The sequence below is a fragment of the Aeromonas bestiarum genome (genome assembly GCF_028751155.1).
GTDB classification, from domain to species: domain Bacteria; phylum Pseudomonadota; class Gammaproteobacteria; order Enterobacterales; family Aeromonadaceae; genus Aeromonas; species Aeromonas bestiarum.
In genome coordinates this window covers 3,647,563-3,662,853 of the sequence record NZ_CP064746.1, presented here as the reverse complement: position 1 = coordinate 3,662,853, position 15,291 = coordinate 3,647,563, and the positions used below count along the sequence as shown (strand labels likewise).

The 15,291-nt window shown below is 63.0% G+C and carries 10 protein-coding genes and 1 riboswitch; of the genes, 6 read left to right on the top strand and 4 right to left on the bottom strand.

Features of this window, described 5'->3' with window-relative positions; translation table 11 throughout:
• The first annotated feature begins 126 nt into the window (after positions 1-126).
• From IU367_RS16900 to IU367_RS16885, 4 genes are all read left to right on the top strand, one after another.
• The gene (locus IU367_RS16900) at positions 127-3,627 is read left to right on the top strand and encodes a hybrid sensor histidine kinase/response regulator (RefSeq protein ID WP_274452511.1); all 3,501 of its coding nucleotides are present in this window, start codon (positions 127-129) and stop codon (positions 3,625-3,627) included.
• A gap of 175 nt (positions 3,628-3,802) precedes the next feature.
• Positions 3,803-3,890: riboswitch (cyclic di-GMP riboswitch) on the top strand.
• 111 nt (positions 3,891-4,001) lie between these two features.
• Positions 4,002-6,614 carry a glycosyl hydrolase family 18 protein gene (locus tag IU367_RS16895; protein ID WP_274452510.1) on the top strand — a complete coding sequence of 871 codons (2,613 nt, stop codon included), beginning with the start codon at positions 4,002-4,004 and terminating at the stop codon, positions 6,612-6,614.
• Positions 6,615-6,700: 86 nt separating this feature from the next.
• Entirely contained in the window at positions 6,701-9,079 is a 2,379-nt protein-coding gene (locus tag IU367_RS16890; protein ID WP_111589235.1) for a M66 family metalloprotease, read from the top strand.
• A 77-nt stretch (positions 9,080-9,156) separates the two neighbouring features.
• Positions 9,157-11,079 carry a glycoside hydrolase family 19 protein gene (locus tag IU367_RS16885; RefSeq protein ID WP_337999314.1) on the top strand — a complete coding sequence of 641 codons (1,923 nt, stop codon included), beginning with the start codon at positions 9,157-9,159 and terminating at the stop codon, positions 11,077-11,079.
• Between the two features lie 61 nt (positions 11,080-11,140).
• Here IU367_RS16885 and IU367_RS16880 read toward each other — a convergent pair whose 3' ends face one another.
• Positions 11,141-11,941: a putative RNA methyltransferase gene (locus IU367_RS16880; RefSeq protein ID WP_241279975.1), complete on the bottom strand. Its 801-nt coding sequence runs from the start codon at positions 11,939-11,941 to the stop codon at positions 11,141-11,143.
• A gap of 122 nt (positions 11,942-12,063) precedes the next feature.
• Positions 12,064-12,702: a cAMP-activated global transcriptional regulator CRP gene (gene crp / locus IU367_RS16875; RefSeq protein WP_042870085.1), complete on the bottom strand. Its 639-nt coding sequence runs from the start codon at positions 12,700-12,702 to the stop codon at positions 12,064-12,066.
• Between the two features lie 310 nt (positions 12,703-13,012).
• On the opposite strand from crp, the gene IU367_RS16870 reads away from it, so the two are divergent.
• Positions 13,013-13,417, top strand: coding sequence for an OsmC family protein (locus tag IU367_RS16870; protein WP_005311765.1), 405 nt, complete (start codon positions 13,013-13,015; stop codon positions 13,415-13,417).
• A 49-nt stretch (positions 13,418-13,466) separates the two neighbouring features.
• The gene (locus tag IU367_RS16865; RefSeq protein ID WP_274452508.1) at positions 13,467-13,763 is read left to right on the top strand and encodes an MliC family protein; all 297 of its coding nucleotides are present in this window, start codon (positions 13,467-13,469) and stop codon (positions 13,761-13,763) included.
• Positions 13,764-13,830: 67 nt separating this feature from the next.
• Here the strand turns inward: IU367_RS16865 and IU367_RS16860 are convergent, their stop codons facing one another.
• Entirely contained in the window at positions 13,831-14,364 is a 534-nt protein-coding gene (locus tag IU367_RS16860) for a DUF4136 domain-containing protein (protein ID WP_241279973.1), read from the bottom strand.
• Between the two features lie 15 nt (positions 14,365-14,379).
• A complete protein-coding gene (locus IU367_RS16855; RefSeq protein WP_042870090.1) occupies positions 14,380-15,249 on the bottom strand; it encodes a phosphoribulokinase in 870 nt (289 codons plus the stop codon).
• Positions 15,250-15,291: the final 42 nt, after the last annotated feature.

Sequence of the window (15,291 nt, the reverse complement as noted above, 5' to 3'; positions counted from 1 at the left end):
AGTCAAGGGATTTTTTATTGAAAAACGATAAGGCGTGATGCACAAGAAGGAGATGACATTTTCCGGGCACCTCTCTAGACTGGCAGCTGCCGCGCTTAAATATTCAACATGGACAAGAGGTTACAGATGCACCAGGGATGGCTGCTGATCGGGTTGTCGCTCGCCTATCTGGGGCTGCTGTTTCTGATCGCTTACGTGGCGGACAAGAACAAGCGCCGCCGCCTCAAGGGGCAACCCCTGCTCTACAGCCTGTCGCTGGCGGTCTACTGCACCTCCTGGACCTTTTTCGGTACCGTCGGTCAGGCCAGCGAATCCCCCTGGTCGCCGGTGCCCATCTACCTGGGCCCCATGCTGGTGTTCCTGTTTGGCTGGCGACTGCTGGCCCGCCTCATCCTGGTGGCCAAGCGCGAGCACATCACCTCCATCGCCGACTTCATCGCCGCCCGCTACGGCAAGTCCCAGCGTCTGGCCATGGTGATCGCCCTGATCGCCATCATGGGCATACTCCCGTACCTGGTGTTGCAACTGAAGGCCATAGTGACCGGGCTGGATCTGCTGATGGCCAACTCTGTGTCTGCCGGCCCCACCGGCAATACCGCCGGGCTGGCCCTCGGCGTGGCCCTGCTGCTGGCACTGTTCAGCATACTGTTCGGCACCCGCAACCTGGATGCCACCGAGCACCACAGAGGCATGGTGGTGGCCATAGCCTTCGAATCCGTGGTCAAGCTGCTCGCCTTCGTGACAGTGGGGGGCTTCGCGCTCTGGCTGATCCTGAGTAAGCCGAGCCAGGCGCGCACCCTGGTGGCCAGCGACTTTCTCGATGCCGTGGTGGCGGTGACGCCGGGCGGTCTGCTGGAGCTCGCCATCTACACCCTAGTCGCCATGTGCGCCGTCATCTGCCTGCCGCGCCAGTTCCACGTGACCGTGGTGGAGAACAACCAGGGCCAGGATCTGCACTGGGCGCGCTGGCTGTTCCCGCTCTACCTGTTCGTGATGGGGCTCTTCATCTGGCCGCTGGCGCTGGCGGGCAAGCAGTGGGTGGGGGCCGGCATGGCCTCGGATACCTATGTGATCAGCCTGCCCATGTCGCTCGGTTTCGACGGCATGGCGATGCTGGCGTTTCTCGGCGGCACCTCGGCGGCCACCGGCATGGTGATCGTCTGCACCATAGCCCTGGCCATCATGGTCAGCAACGATCTGGTGCTGCCTGTACTGCTGCGCCGCTTCTGGCAGCAGGGGCGGGACGAGCGGCTGGTTAGGCTGCTGCTGCAGGTGCGCCGGGGCGCCATCCTGCTGATCCTGCTGGCGGCCTGGGGGCTCTACCTCTGGCTCGGGGATCTCACCAGCCTGTCGCGCATCGGCTATCTGTCGTTCGGCGCCGTGGCCCAGTTCGCACCGGCCCTGCTGCTCGGCCTCTACTGGCGGCACGGCAATCGCAAGGGGGTCTATCTCGGCCTCGCCCTCGGGGTCAGCCTCTGGTTTGCGACCCTGCTGGCGGAGAGCGGCCTGCTGGCCGGTTCGCCGCTGGAAGCCCTGCTGGCGCCACCCGACTGGCCCGCGGTGCGCGATCTGAGCCTGGGGGCCTGGTGCATCTTCCTGAGCCTCTTGCTCAACCTGCTCGGCTATGTGGCGGGCTCCCTGCTGTCGCGGGCGGCGGTGAGCGAGCGACTGCAGGCGGCCAACTTCGTCGGCAAGCCGAGCCGCGACACCACGGCCCTCTATCAGGCGCGGGTCTCGGTCAAGGAGCTGGAGATGCTGGCGGCCCGCTTCGTCGGCTCGAGCCGGGTCAAGCGCGCCTTCGGCCGCTTCGCCGGAGAGCGGGGCGGTACTCTGGCGCCCCAGATGCAGGCCTCGGCCGAGCTCATCGCTCACACAGAGCGGCTGCTGGCCGGGGTGTTCGGCACCTCGTCCGCTCGGCTGGTGCTGGCCTCGGCCCTGCAAGGGCGCAACATGCAGCTCGAAGAGATAGCCACCATAGTGGACGAGGCCTCGGACGTGTTTCGCTTCAACCGCGGCCTGCTGCAGGGGGCCATAGAGCACATGGGGCAGGGGATTTCCGTGGTGGACAGGGAGCTCAAGCTGGTGGCCTGGAACCGGCGCTACATAGAGCTGTTCCACTACCCGCCCGGCCTCATCCAGATGGGGCGATCCATCGAGGAGATCATCCGCTACAACGCCGAGCAGGGGTTGTGCGGCCCGGGCGATATCGAGGCCCACGTGGCGCGGCGGGTCGCCTTCATGCTGCGCGGCAGCCCCCACATCTCGGCGCGGGAGCGCCCCGATGGGCGGGTGATAGAGATGCAGGGCAACCCCATGCCGGCCGGTGGTTTCGTCATGACCTTTACCGATATCACCCCGTTTCGCGACGCCGAGCGGGTGCTGCGCGAGGCTAACGAGCACCTGGAGGCACGGGTGGCCGAACGCACCCACGAGCTCTCCGAGCTGAACCGTCAGCTGCTGCTGGTGAACCAGCAGGTGGAGCGGGCCAACCACTCCAAGAGCCGTTTCCTGGCGGCGGTGAGCCACGATCTGACCCAGCCGCTCAACGCCGCCAAGCTGTTTACCTCTTCCCTGCTGGAGATGCTGCCGCCCCGGGATGAGACGGCCCGCATCGCCCGTCACATCGACGATGCGCTGGGGGCGACCGAGGATCTCATCACGGATCTGCTCGATATATCGCGGCTCGAGGCGGGCAAGTTCAAGGCTAAAAAGCTCGATTTCGCCCTGCACGACGTGTTCGACAACCTCAAGGCGGAGTTCGGGGTGCTGGCCCAGGCGGGGGGCATACAGTTCTCGGTGGTGGAGAGCAAGCTGGCCGTGTACAGCGACGTGCGCCTGTTGCGGCGGGTGCTGCAAAACTTCCTCACCAATGCGTTTCGCTACAACCCGGGCGGCCGTGTGCTGCTCGGTTGCCGTCGGCTGGGGGACAAGGTGCGCATCGAGGTGTGGGACAACGGCCCCGGCATCCCGGCCGACAAGCAGGAGGCCATCTTCGACGAATTCTCCCGCCTCGATCACTCCCGCACCGCCAAGGAGCAGGGGTTGGGGCTGGGGCTCGCCATCGCCCGCGGCATCGCCCTGGTGCTGGGCCACAACCTGACCCTGCGCAGCTGGCCGGGGGCGGGGTCCGTGTTTGCCATCACCCTCAACCTGGCGACCCGTCCTGTCGCAACGACGCAGGTGGCGGCCCCCGCCCTGCGGGACAGCCAGCTGGAGGGGATCCGGGTGCTCTGCATCGACAACGAGAGCGACATTCTCATCGCCATGCACTCCCTGCTGGGGCGCTGGGGTTGCGAGGTGGTCTGTGCCCAGAGTCAGGCTCAGGCGGAAGATCTCATCGCCGGCGGCTTCCTGCCGCAGCTGGTGCTGTCCGATTACCACCTGGATGACGGCAAGACAGGCTTGCAGGCGCTGCACATGCTGCGCCTCGCCCATGGCAACGACATAGGCGGCATCATCATCAGCGCGGATCGCAAGAGCGAGTTGCAGGCGCAGATCCGAGAACACGGCTACGGCTATATCAGCAAACCGGTCAAGCCGCTCAAGTTGCGAGCGCTGATGAACAGCATATTGCAGCCGGCCAAACTTGATGATGATCACGAAACAAGTAATTCATCTGATTTTTAATCTCGGCCCCTCAGGCGGCAAGATCGGCACTTTCTGACACGATAAGGTGCCTTCTCTTCTCGTTTGAGGCTCTTTTTAGATAAAAAGTGGTTTATTAATAACCTATCTGGGGTTTGCTCTCCCTCCTTTGACTCCCTTATAGTCAGGTCGCGATTATTTTTTGTCGCAAATCAAGTTGTGCAAAAGGCAAACCGGACGAAAGTCCGGGACGCAAAGCTTCCGGTCTAAGGGTCAGCAGTACCTAAGATAGCGGGGCCACCACAGGTTGTTTCGTCCATGGGCCAAGCCATGGCGCGATGTTGTCTGCGTTACCTGTCAGGTTGGCGTTGCCTTTTTCGTTATTTATTCCAAGAACGAAATAAGGATATTCAACTATGTTAAGTCCAAAACCCTCAGTACTGGCGTTGTTGGTCGGGGGTCTGTGTGCCTCCTCCGCCTTCGCTGCCGCCCCCGGCAAACCCACCATAGGCTGGGGCGAAACCAAGTTCGCCATCGTCGAAGTGGATCAAGCCGCCACCTCCTACAACAAGCTGGTCAAGGTACACGCCGATGGCGCGCCGGTCAGCGTGAGCTGGAACCTCTGGTCCGGTGATGTCGGCCAGACCGCCAAGGTGCTGCTCGATGGCAAGGAGGTGTGGTCAGGTGCCGCCTCCGCCGCCGGCACCGCCAACTTCAAGGTGACCAAGGGTGGCCGCTACCAGATGCAGGTGGCCCTGTGCAACGCCGATGGTTGCACCCTCTCCGACAAGAAAGAGATCCTGGTGGCCGATACCGACGGCAGCCACCTGGTGCCGCTCAAGGCGCCGCTGCAGGAGAACAACAAGCCTTACGCCAACAAATCCGGCAAGGTGGTGGGGGCCTACTATGTGGAGTGGGGCGTCTATGGTCGCAAGTTCACCGTGGACAAGGTCCCGGCCCAGAACCTGACCCACATCCTCTACGGCTTTACTCCCATCTGCGGCGGCAATGGCATCAATGACAGCCTGAAAGAGATCGCGGGCAGTTTCGAGGCGCTGCAACGCTCCTGCGCCGGGCGCGAGGACTTCAAGGTCTCCATCCACGATCCCTGGGCCGCCATCCAGATGGGGCAGGGCAATCTCACCGCCTATGACGAGCCCTACAAGGGCAACTTCGGCAACCTGATGGCGCTCAAGAAGGCCTATCCGGACCTGAAAATTCTCCCCTCCATCGGTGGTTGGACCCTCTCCGACCCCTTCTTCTTCTTCGGTGACAAGACCAAGCGCGACACCTTCGTCGCCTCGGTGAAGGAGTACCTGCAGACCTGGAAATTTTTCGACGGGGTGGATATCGACTGGGAGTTCCCGGGCGGTCTGGGGGCCAACCCCAACCTCGGCAGCGCCTCCGATGGCGAGACCTATGTGCTCTTGATGAAGGAGCTGCGCGACATGCTCGACGAGCTGAGCGTAGAGACGGGTCGCACCTACGAGCTCACCTCCGCCATCAGCGCCGGCGGTGACAAGATTGCCAAGGTGGACTATCGCGCCGCCCAGCAATACATGAATCACATCTTCCTGATGAGCTACGACTTCAACGGCGCCTGGACCAATACCGGGCTGGGCCACCAGACAGCGCTCTATGAGGCGAGCTGGGATCCCAACACCAAGTACACCACCGACAAGGGGGTCAAGGCGCTGCTGGGCCAGGGCGTGGATCCGGGCAAAGTCGTGGTGGGTGCGGCCATGTATGGCCGTGGCTGGACCGGCGTCAGCGGTTATCAGGGCAACAACCCCTTCACCGGCACAGCCACAGGCCCCATCGCGGGCAGCGAAGCGGAAGGGATCTGGGAGAAGGGGGTCATCGACTACCGCGGCATCGCCAAGGGCAAGATGGCCGGTGACTGGCAGTACAGCTACGACGAGGTGGCCGAGGCGCCCTATGTGTTCAAGGCATCCACCGGCGAGCTCATCACCTTCGATGACGATCGCTCGGTCAAGGCCAAGGGGCAGTACGTACTGGCCAACCAGCTCGGCGGCATGTTCGCCTGGGAAATCGACGCCGACAACGGCGACATCCTCAATGCGATACACGAGGGGCTGGGCAACGGCGAAGGCACAACACCGCCGGTCAACAAGCCGCCTGTGGCCAACGCCGGCACCGATCTCGCGGTGACCGGGCCGGCCGAGCTGGTGCTGGATGGTTCTTCTTCCCGCGATCCGGAAGGGGCCGTACTGAACCACAGCTGGGCCCAGATCTCCGGTCCCAAGGCGACCCTGAGCGATGCCACCCAGGCCAAAGCCAAGGTAAGTGTCGATGCGGTCAGCCAGGACGTGAATCTGGTGTTCGAACTGACGGTGACCGATGATCACAACCTCAGTGCCAAGGATCAGGTGGTTGTGACCAACAAGGCGCCGCAACCCAACCTGCCGCCTGTGGTGACTGTGCAGGACAAGGTCTCGGTCCAGGCCGACAAGCAGGTGAGCATCACAGCCAGCGCCACCGACCCCAACGGCGACACCCTCAGCTATCAGTGGAGCGTGCCGGCAGGCCTGACCGCCAGCGGTCAGAACAGCAAGACCCTGGTGGTGACTGGCCCTGCCGTGACAGTGGAGACCGGCTATGACCTCACGGTCACAGTGACCGACGGCGCACTGGATGCCCAGGGCAAGACCCGTCTCACCGTGACCCCGGTCAGCGGTGGTGGCGACTGTGGTGCCACGGATCCCGATGCCGCCAACTGGCCGGCCTGGAAGGCCGCAACCACCTACAACGGTGGCGAGAAGGTGAGTCACAACCAGCTGGTGTGGCAGGCCAAGTACTGGACCCAGGGCAATGAACCGAGCCGCACCGCCGATCAGTGGAAGCTGACAAGCCAGGTGCAGCTGGGCTGGGATGCCGGTGTGGCCTACAACGCCGGTGACCTGACCACCCACAACGGTCGCAAGTGGAAGGCCCAGTACTGGACCCGCGGCAATGAGCCCGGCAAGCACGACGTCTGGCAGGATGCAGGCGCCGCCAGCTGTAATTAACTTATTTGTCAACTAGCCTTTCTGTGAACCAACCGGGGCATGCTTGCATGCCCCTTCTTTTTCCCACAACAACAGCGAGCGTCATGATGACCATACACACTACCCGTATTGCCAGCCTGATCACCGCAGTGCTGGCAAGCGGTTCTCTGCTGGCCGCTACTCAGGCTGTCCCTGCCCTGATCTTCGACGGCACCCAGCCACAGAACGATCTGCAAGGTTCGCTGGCCGCCAGGGTGCAGTTTGCCCAGAGCCAGATCCTGCCCGCCCATCCGCGTGAGGGGGACAATCAGCCCCATCTCACCGCCCTGCGCAAGAGCCTGTTGCTGGTCAGACCGATGCAAGCCGACAGCACAGCTCCCATGGTGGTGATGGCCTATGATGGGACGGGTAAGTTGCTTGGTTCTATGGGTCTCAATCCACCCTCTCGACTACCCAAAACCGCCTACTACCTGGAGGGTTCCCCCGAAGAGGGGGTCGATTTCACCCCGGGCCCCGGTACCACGGGTGTCATCAACAGCAGCAGCGAACTGGCACAGCTGGGCGATCCGGGCGGAGCCTTCCTGTTGAGCAAGTTGCGACTCCATGCGCTTGTGTCCATCCAGACCGCAGACGGGCGCTGGGTGCGCAACATGTATCTGCCGACGGATGGGACCCTGGAAGGCAAGATGGTGCGCCTCGCCTCCAATGCCGGCTACGACTCGACCGTCTTTTTCAGTGGCCGCCAGGTGACCCTCTCCCGCGGCCAGAGCCAGCAGTTCAAGTTCGTGCGTGGCCAGTGGATCCGCGATGGCGAGCTGGAAAACAACGGTATCACCTACGCCAGCGATGCCTGGAGCGGGGTATTGCCCTCCAAATGGATAGTACCTGGACTCAGCTTGTGGTTCAGTCATAACCAGCTTCACGGCGAGCTGACAGACCTCAAGGTGGGGGCGCCGGGTGAGCTGCTGATCCACACCATAGACATCGGCATGTTGACCAGCCCGCGCGACCAGTTTGCCTTTGCCAAGGATAAAGAGGCTCAGCGGGAGTATTTCCAGACCATTCCCGCCAGCCGGCTCATCGTCAGCCAGTACGCGCCCCTGTCACTGCCGGAGGTGATGCTGCCGGATGGCACCCTGCTCACCGACTTCGATCCGAGCGAGGGGGGCTGGCACGAGGGCACCATGCGTCAGCGCATCGGCAAGGAGCTCATCTCCCTTGGCATCGACAATGCCAACTACGGCATCAACAGCACGGCCGGTGAGGGGGAGAGCAGCCATCCCTATGTGGTGGCCCAGCTGGCCGCCCACAACAGCCGTGGCAAGTACGCCAACGGGGTACAGGTGCATGGCGGCTCCGGCGGGGGCGGCATAGTCACCCTGGACGCATCCCTTGGCAACGAGTTCAGCCACGAGGTGGGCCACAACTACGGCCTCGGCCACTACGTGGGCGGCTTTGCCGGCTCTGTGCATCGCAGCGCCGACCAGATCAATGCCACCTGGGGCTGGGATGGCGACAAGAACCGTTTCATCCCCAACTTCTTCGCGACCCGCAGCGGCCAGAGCACCTGCCTGGAAGGACAATGCCAGGCCCCCTTCCATGACCGCACGTTTGGCCTGGATGCCATGGCCGGCGGGGCGCCGCTCTCCGGCTTCAACCGCTTCACCCTCTACACCCCCAACTCGGCCGCCATCATCCAGCGCTTCCTCGAGAGCAAGGCGGTGTTCGATGCCGGCTCGCCCACGGGTTTCAGCAAGTGGAACGAGAGCCAGGCCAGGATGGAGCCTTACCGGCACAGGGTCGATCTCTCCGAGCAGATAACTGCACCTGTGAGCGATCTGGGCGAGGTGAGGCTGGCGGCCCTGCTGGCCGAGTACGATCTGGTCAAGGTGGCCATGTGGGATGGCAACTGGACCCGCAACATTCAGCTGCCGCCGGCCTCGGCGGTCAATCGCGGCCGCGTCGTCAGCATAGATCACGACGCCGGCTACAACAGCACCCTCTTCGTCAATGGCCAGCAGGTCACCGTCTCGCGCGGCTTCAAGAAGAGCTACCGCTCGGACGGCAGCCGCTGGAACGAGGGGCCGCCGGCGGACTTGGCGGTGGATCGCAAACCCGTGGCCTTCGGGGTGCCGGTGACGACCCTGGTCGGTTATTACGATCCGCAGGGCCAACTGCCGAGTTACCTCTATCCGGCGCTGCACGGCGCCTACGGCTTTGCCTATGGCGATGACGGCGAGCGGCTCGGTAACAGTGATTGCCAGCTGCAGGTGGAGACCCGTGATGGCCTGCTGCGTTTCCGGCTCGCCAATCACCGCCTGAGCGCCAACGTGATGAACAAGTTCCACGTCAACGTGCCCACCGCCAGCGAGCCGCGCAGTGCCAGCCTGCTGTGCCGCAACCAGCAGCAGAACGAGGCCCAGCTCGCGCCGGCACCGGCCGGGCTCGGCTACACGGTCAACGGCATGCCGCTGGCGGCGCGCTGAGACGTTTTTTTCCTCGCGCAACGCGAGGTGCCACTGGCGGGGGCCAAGCCCCGCCTTTTATCTAGCAAGAGGTAAAGATGATGATAAGAAAGTCCTCTGTGGCCAGCCTGCTGGCCGGACTCTGTCTGAGCGGTCAGCTGTGGGCCGCCGCCCTGTATGACATCAATCAGGGATACGGTGGCGGCAGCCAGGTCAGTTTCAACGGCAAGATCTATGAAGCCAAGTGGTACGCCAATCCGGGCCAGAGCCCTGGGCTGCAGGTCGCCAACGAGTGGGACTCTCCGTGGGCCCTGATGGGTGACGGCGAGGCGACCCCGCCCGATGGAGGCGCAGGCATCACGCCCCCGGTGGAGGGGGGCAGCGGTGCCACCGAAGGCTCGCCCGTCTACCTGAGCCAGAGCGAGCTGGATGCCAGGGAGAAAGCGCTCACCGACTTCCCGGCCATGGCGGCAGTCAAGGCCTCCATCGCGACCCGCGACAACGCCGTGGTCGAGGCGGTGGCCCCCGGGCTGCCGCTCAATCCCGCCAACGTCAAGCGGGTCGAGGGGTTGATCAGCGAGTCGCAGTTCAACTTCCTGTTCCCGCTGCGGGCCCCGGAATACACCTATCGCGGCTTCCTGCAGGCGGTGGCCAAGTTCCCGGCCTTCTGCGGCGACTACAGCGACGGGCGCAACGCCGAGGCCATCTGCCGCAAGTCGCTGGCCACCATGTTCGCCCACTTCGCCCAGGAGACCGGCGGCCACGAGAGCTGGCGACCCGAGCCCGAGTGGCGCCAGGGGCTGGTGTGGGTGCGGGAGATGGGCTGGACCGAGCAGATGCGCGGCGGTTACAACGCCGAGTGTCGGCCGGATGTGTGGCAGGGCCAGCAGTGGCCGTGCGGCAAGTTCGAGAACGGCGAGTTCAAGAGCTACTTCGGCCGTGGCGCCAAGCAGTTGTCGTACAACTACAACTACGGTCCCTTCTCCGAGGCCATGTTCGGCACAGTGCGCACCCTGCTGGACAACCCGGAGAAAGTGGCGGACACCTGGCTCAACCTGGCCAGCGCCGTCTTCTTCTTCGTCTATCCGCAGCCGCCCAAGCCCTCCATGCTGCACGTGATCGACGGCACCTGGCAGCCCAACGCCCACGACCGGCAGAACGGCCTGGTGCCGGGCTTCGGGGTGACCACCCAGATCATCAACGGCGGGGTGGAGTGCGGCGGTGCGGCCGAGCATGCCCAGTCCCAGAACCGGATCACCTACTACCAGGCCCAGGCCCAGTATCTGGGGGTACCCGTGCCGGCAGACGAGGTGCTCGGTTGCAAGAACATGAAGTACTTTGACGAGGCGGGCGCCGGCGCCCTGCCCATCTATTGGGAGAACGACTGGAGCTATGTGCCGGGCAACCCCAACGGCGGCAAGAGCTACGCCTGCAAGCTGGTGGGCTACCAGACCCGCTTCAGTGCCTTCAAGGCGCGGGACTACAGCCAGTGCGTGCAGCACTTCTTCCCCGAGGTGGTGATCGAGGACAACGGCGGTGGCACCAATCTGCCGCCGGTGGCCAATATCAGCGGCCCGAGCGAGGCGCTGGGCGGTGCCACCGTGCTGCTCTCCGGCCAGGGTTCGAGCGATCCGGAAGGCAAGCCGCTCGGCTACGCCTGGACCCTGCCTGCCGGGGCCAGCGCTTCGGATCTGAGCCAGTCCACCCTGAGTGCCACCCTGCCGGCTACCCCGGTCAGCGACACCCGCTACGGCTTCGTGCTCAAGGTGACCGACGAGAAGGGGCTCAGCCGCAGTGCGACCCACGAGATCCTGATCAAGGGCAGCGGCGGTACCACGCCGCCCGATGGCAACCCGCCCTACAAAGCAGGTACGGCCTACAAGGCCGGTGACAAGGTGAGCAATCTGGGGGGCAACTACCAGTGCAAGCCGCACCCCTACACCGGCTGGTGCGCGGGCGCAGCCTGGGCCTATGAGCCCGGCAAGGGCACGGCCTGGGGGGATGCCTGGATCAAGCTGTGACGTCTGTATTCGTTCAATAAAAAAGGCCCGTCAGGGCCTTTTTTCATGGGAGGATGCGCCATCAGAGCGGCTTTTGCCACAGGCTCAGCAGCAGATCCTGTTCCAGCTCGTCCGGTCCCTGCTGGGTAAAGGCGTGGCGCTGTTCCCCGCTGGCGCGCCAGCCGAGGCGGCTGGTTTCCAGGATGAAGCTGCGCAGGGACTGATCCATGGTCATGGCGAACTGGCAACGCTCCTGGCCCAGGGGGGTGAGACCGCCGAGGGTGGGCCAGCTGAGGGGGTGTTCCATGCTCACAGGGTTGAGGCTGACCCTCAGCTGCCACTGGTGGCGCGGGCCCGGTTGCAGGTAGAGCAGGTAACCACCCGGTGCCAGCCAGCTGACCAGCTGTTCGGTCTTGACCTTGAGGTCGTTGACCAGCAGCACCTGGGCCGTACCCGGCAGGATAGGGGCGCGGGCCGGATCGGCGATGACGAACTGAGCGTCCGGCTGCGCCTTGTTGGCGGCGAAGATGGTGTTCTTGGCGATGTCGACGCCGGCAAATTGCCAGCCCGGCAGGCGCTCGGCCAGGGCGCGGCAGTAGTAGCCTTCGCCGCAACCCAGGTGGATCAGCTCGCGGGGGCCGAGCGGGGCGAGCATGGCCGCCATGGCATCCACCAGCGGCGCCTGGTGACCCTGTTCCAGGAAGTTGCGCTTGGCGCGCATCAGGGCGCGGCTGTCACTGTCCTTGGGGTTCTTCTTGCCGGGAATGAGATCCAGATAGCCTTCTGGAGCCGGATCGAAATGGTGCTTGTTGTCGCAATAGACCCCGCGGGATGCTTCGTGAAGATGCAGGGGACTGCGGCAAAGGGGACATTGAAGATGCATACACACTCGCTTGGTTGAGGCCGGGGAAGGGCGTGCAGGATTATAGGGGAGACGATCAGAAAAGGCTGCCGTGGCAGCCTTTTTTATCCAACGGCCCTGTGCTGAGCCGTCAGGGAACCCTGTCAGCGGGTGCCAAACACCACTATGGTCTTGCCGTGGGCGGAGATCAGCTCCTGCTCTTCGAGCATCTTGAGGATCCGGCCTACGGTTTCGCGGGAGCAGCCAACGATCTGGCCTATCTCCTGACGGGTGATCTTGATCTGCATGCCATCCGGGTGGGTCATGGCATCCGGCTGTTTGGCCAGATTGAGCAGGGTCTGGGCGATCCGGCCGGTGACGTCCAGGAAGGCCAGGTTGCCGACTTTCTGACTGGTGTGCTGCAGTCGAGTCGCCATCTGACCGGAGAGACGCATCAGGATTTCCGGATTGACCTGGATCAGCTGACGGAACTTCTTGTAGGAGATCTCGGCTACTTCACAGGAGCCCTTGGCGCGCACCCAGGCGGAACGCTCCGGATTCTCGCTCTCCTCGAACATGCCCATCTCGCCCAGGAAGTCGCCCTGGTTCAGATAGGAGAGGATCATCTCCTTGCCTTCATCGTCCTTGATCAAGACGGCCACAGTGCCCTTGACGATGTAGTAGAGGGTTTCCGCTTTCTCACCCGCATGGATCAGGGTGCTCTTGGCGGGATACTTATGAATGTGGCAGTGCGACAAGAACCATTCCAGGGTGGGATCGCTTTGCGGTTTGCCAATGACCATGAGAATTCCTCTGTAGTGTCTTTTTATGGACTCGTGCGTCCGGGCAAGCTGCCAACCTTGCCATTCCTTGTATTAGTCGCAGTAGGATAAGAGCCTTTGTCTGTGCTGACAAGGCTTTGAGGGCTTTTGCCAGATCCCCTTGTTGCCTGCTGCGCTATCCCGCCCATTTTAGGGAAGATGGCGGCATCAGATGTTGATTTTGATCTAGTTCGCCTGCAAGTTCGCGAAAATGGCTGACATGTGCCGCTATAGCTCCGTCTGGGGTATGCTATGTCAGTCAGATCTGTCGTCATATAAGAGGAAATGTGAGATGAAAGCCAAGGTCAGCTGGGTGGAAGGCATGAAGTTTGTCGGCGAGAGTGAGTCCGGTCATCAGGTGACCCTGGACGGCGCCAACCCCGGCGAAGGTGCCAGCCCGATGGAGATGATCCTGCTGGCGGTGGGCGGTTGCAGCTCGATCGACGTGGTCTCCATTCTGGAGAAGGCGCGTCAATCCGTGACCGCTTGCCATGTGGAGCTGGAAGGGCAGCGAGTGGAGTCGGTGCCGCGGGTATTCGAGAAGATCCACCTCAACTTCGTCGTGACCGGCAAGGGGCTGGCGGAGAAACAGGTGGCCCGCGCCGTGGATCTGTCGATGGAAAAGTACTGTTCCGTTTCCCTGATGTTGGAAAAAGCGGTAGAAATTACCCATAGTTATCAAATTCTTGAAGCCTGATAGCCGTGACTCTTCCGATTGAATAACACCATGACATAAGGAAAGTGCAATGAAAAACATGATCGTGTTACTTCCCCTGCTGGGGCTGGCGGCCTGCAGCATGCCGCAACCGACCCAGTACCAGTACAGCCAGTACCAGTGCGGGGAAGAGTTGTTGGCCGTGACCTATGATGCCCAGGCCGACATGGTGCAGTTCCCCTATGCCGGCGTGTATCACAAGCTGGGCCGGGTGGAGGCGGAATCCGGTGCCAAGTATTCCGACGGTGTCACCACCTTCTGGAATCAGGAAAAGCAGGCCCTCCTCACGCAGAAAGGGATGACCCTGCTGACCTGTCAGCGCAAGTGATCGTCATGGTGTGATCGCAACGGCCTGCTCGCGCAGGCCGTTTTGTTTTATGGGGAAGGGCGTCGTATCAGCGGGTCGGCAGGGCGTTCAGCATCTGGCTGGCCAGTTGCTGGCTCAGTTGCTGACGCTCCCCTTCGGCGATGGCCACGTCGCTGGCGAGGGAGATGGCGCTGCTCCACACCGCCTGCTGGGTACGCCGGTCGAGCAGCACTATGGCCAGGGTACCCTTGCGATCGCCTGCCTTGGCCTGCAGCCCGGGCGTCATGCCGAGGCGGGCGAAGATCTCGCCATCGCTCAGATCCTTGCTGCCCGCGACGCCGATGGCAACCCAGACATCGGCCTCGGCGAGCGGCACGCTCTGCCAGCCCTTGCTGCCCAGCTCCTGGTTGACCGCCTGCTGCACCGGCTCCAGCCAGCCCTCGGCACTGTCACCCGCATACTGGAACTGCTCGGCCAGCGCATAGCGCGGCGTCGCCCCGAACGGCCAGCTGGCCGCCGGTCGCACCACCATGGTGCCCGACTCGACGGTCGGGGCGGCGGGGCCGCTGCTGCAACCGCCCAGCAGGGCGGCCAATACCACAGAGAGAAACGCTAACCGCATCATAAACTCCTTGGCTCAGGTGATCTTGCCGGTTTCGAGCAGTTGCTGGATCAGCGGGCGCAGGATCAGCTCCATCGCGAAGCCCATCTTGCCACCCGGGACCACTATGGTGTTCATCCGTGACATGAAGGCGCCATCTATCATCGACAGCAGGTAGGGGAAGTCCACCTGCTTGATGCCACGAAACCGTATCACCAGCATACTCTCGTCCAGACTCGGGATCACCTTGGCACTGAAGGGGTTCGAGGTATCCACGGTCGGCACCCGCTGGAAGTTGATGTGGGTGCGGGAAAACTGCGGTGTGATGAAGTTGATGTAGTCGTCCATGGAGCGGACGATCGAATCGGTCACCGCCTCGCGTGAGTGACCCCGCTCCGAGGTGTCGCGAATGAGCTTCTGGATCCACTCCAGGTTGACGATGGGCACAACGCCGATGAGAAAGTCCACGTGGCGGGCCACGTTGTGATCCTCGGTGACCACGCCGCCGTGCAGCCCCTCATAGAACAGCAGGTCGGTGTCGGCTGACAGGTTTTGCCAGGGGGTGAAGGTACCCGGCATCTGGTTGAAGGGCACCGCCTCGTCGAAGCTGTGCAGGTAGCGCCGATACTGGCCGCTGCCGTTCTGGCCGTACTCCTGAAAGAAGCTCTCCAGCAGGCCGAAGTCGTTGGCCTCGGGGCCGAAATAGCTGATGTGGCGCCCCTGTTCGCGCGCCTTGCGGATCGCCACGTCCATTTCCGGTCGGGTGTAGCGATGAAAACTGTCCCCTTCCACCACCGCCGCTTTGTACCCCAGCTGATGAAACATGGAGCGAAAGGCGTTGGTGGAGGTGGAGGTGCCGGCACCGGACGAACCGGTAACCGCAATGATGGGATGCTTGGCCGACATAGAATTCTCTCTTCCTTGGGAGTTCCGTTATAAAGGCATGTT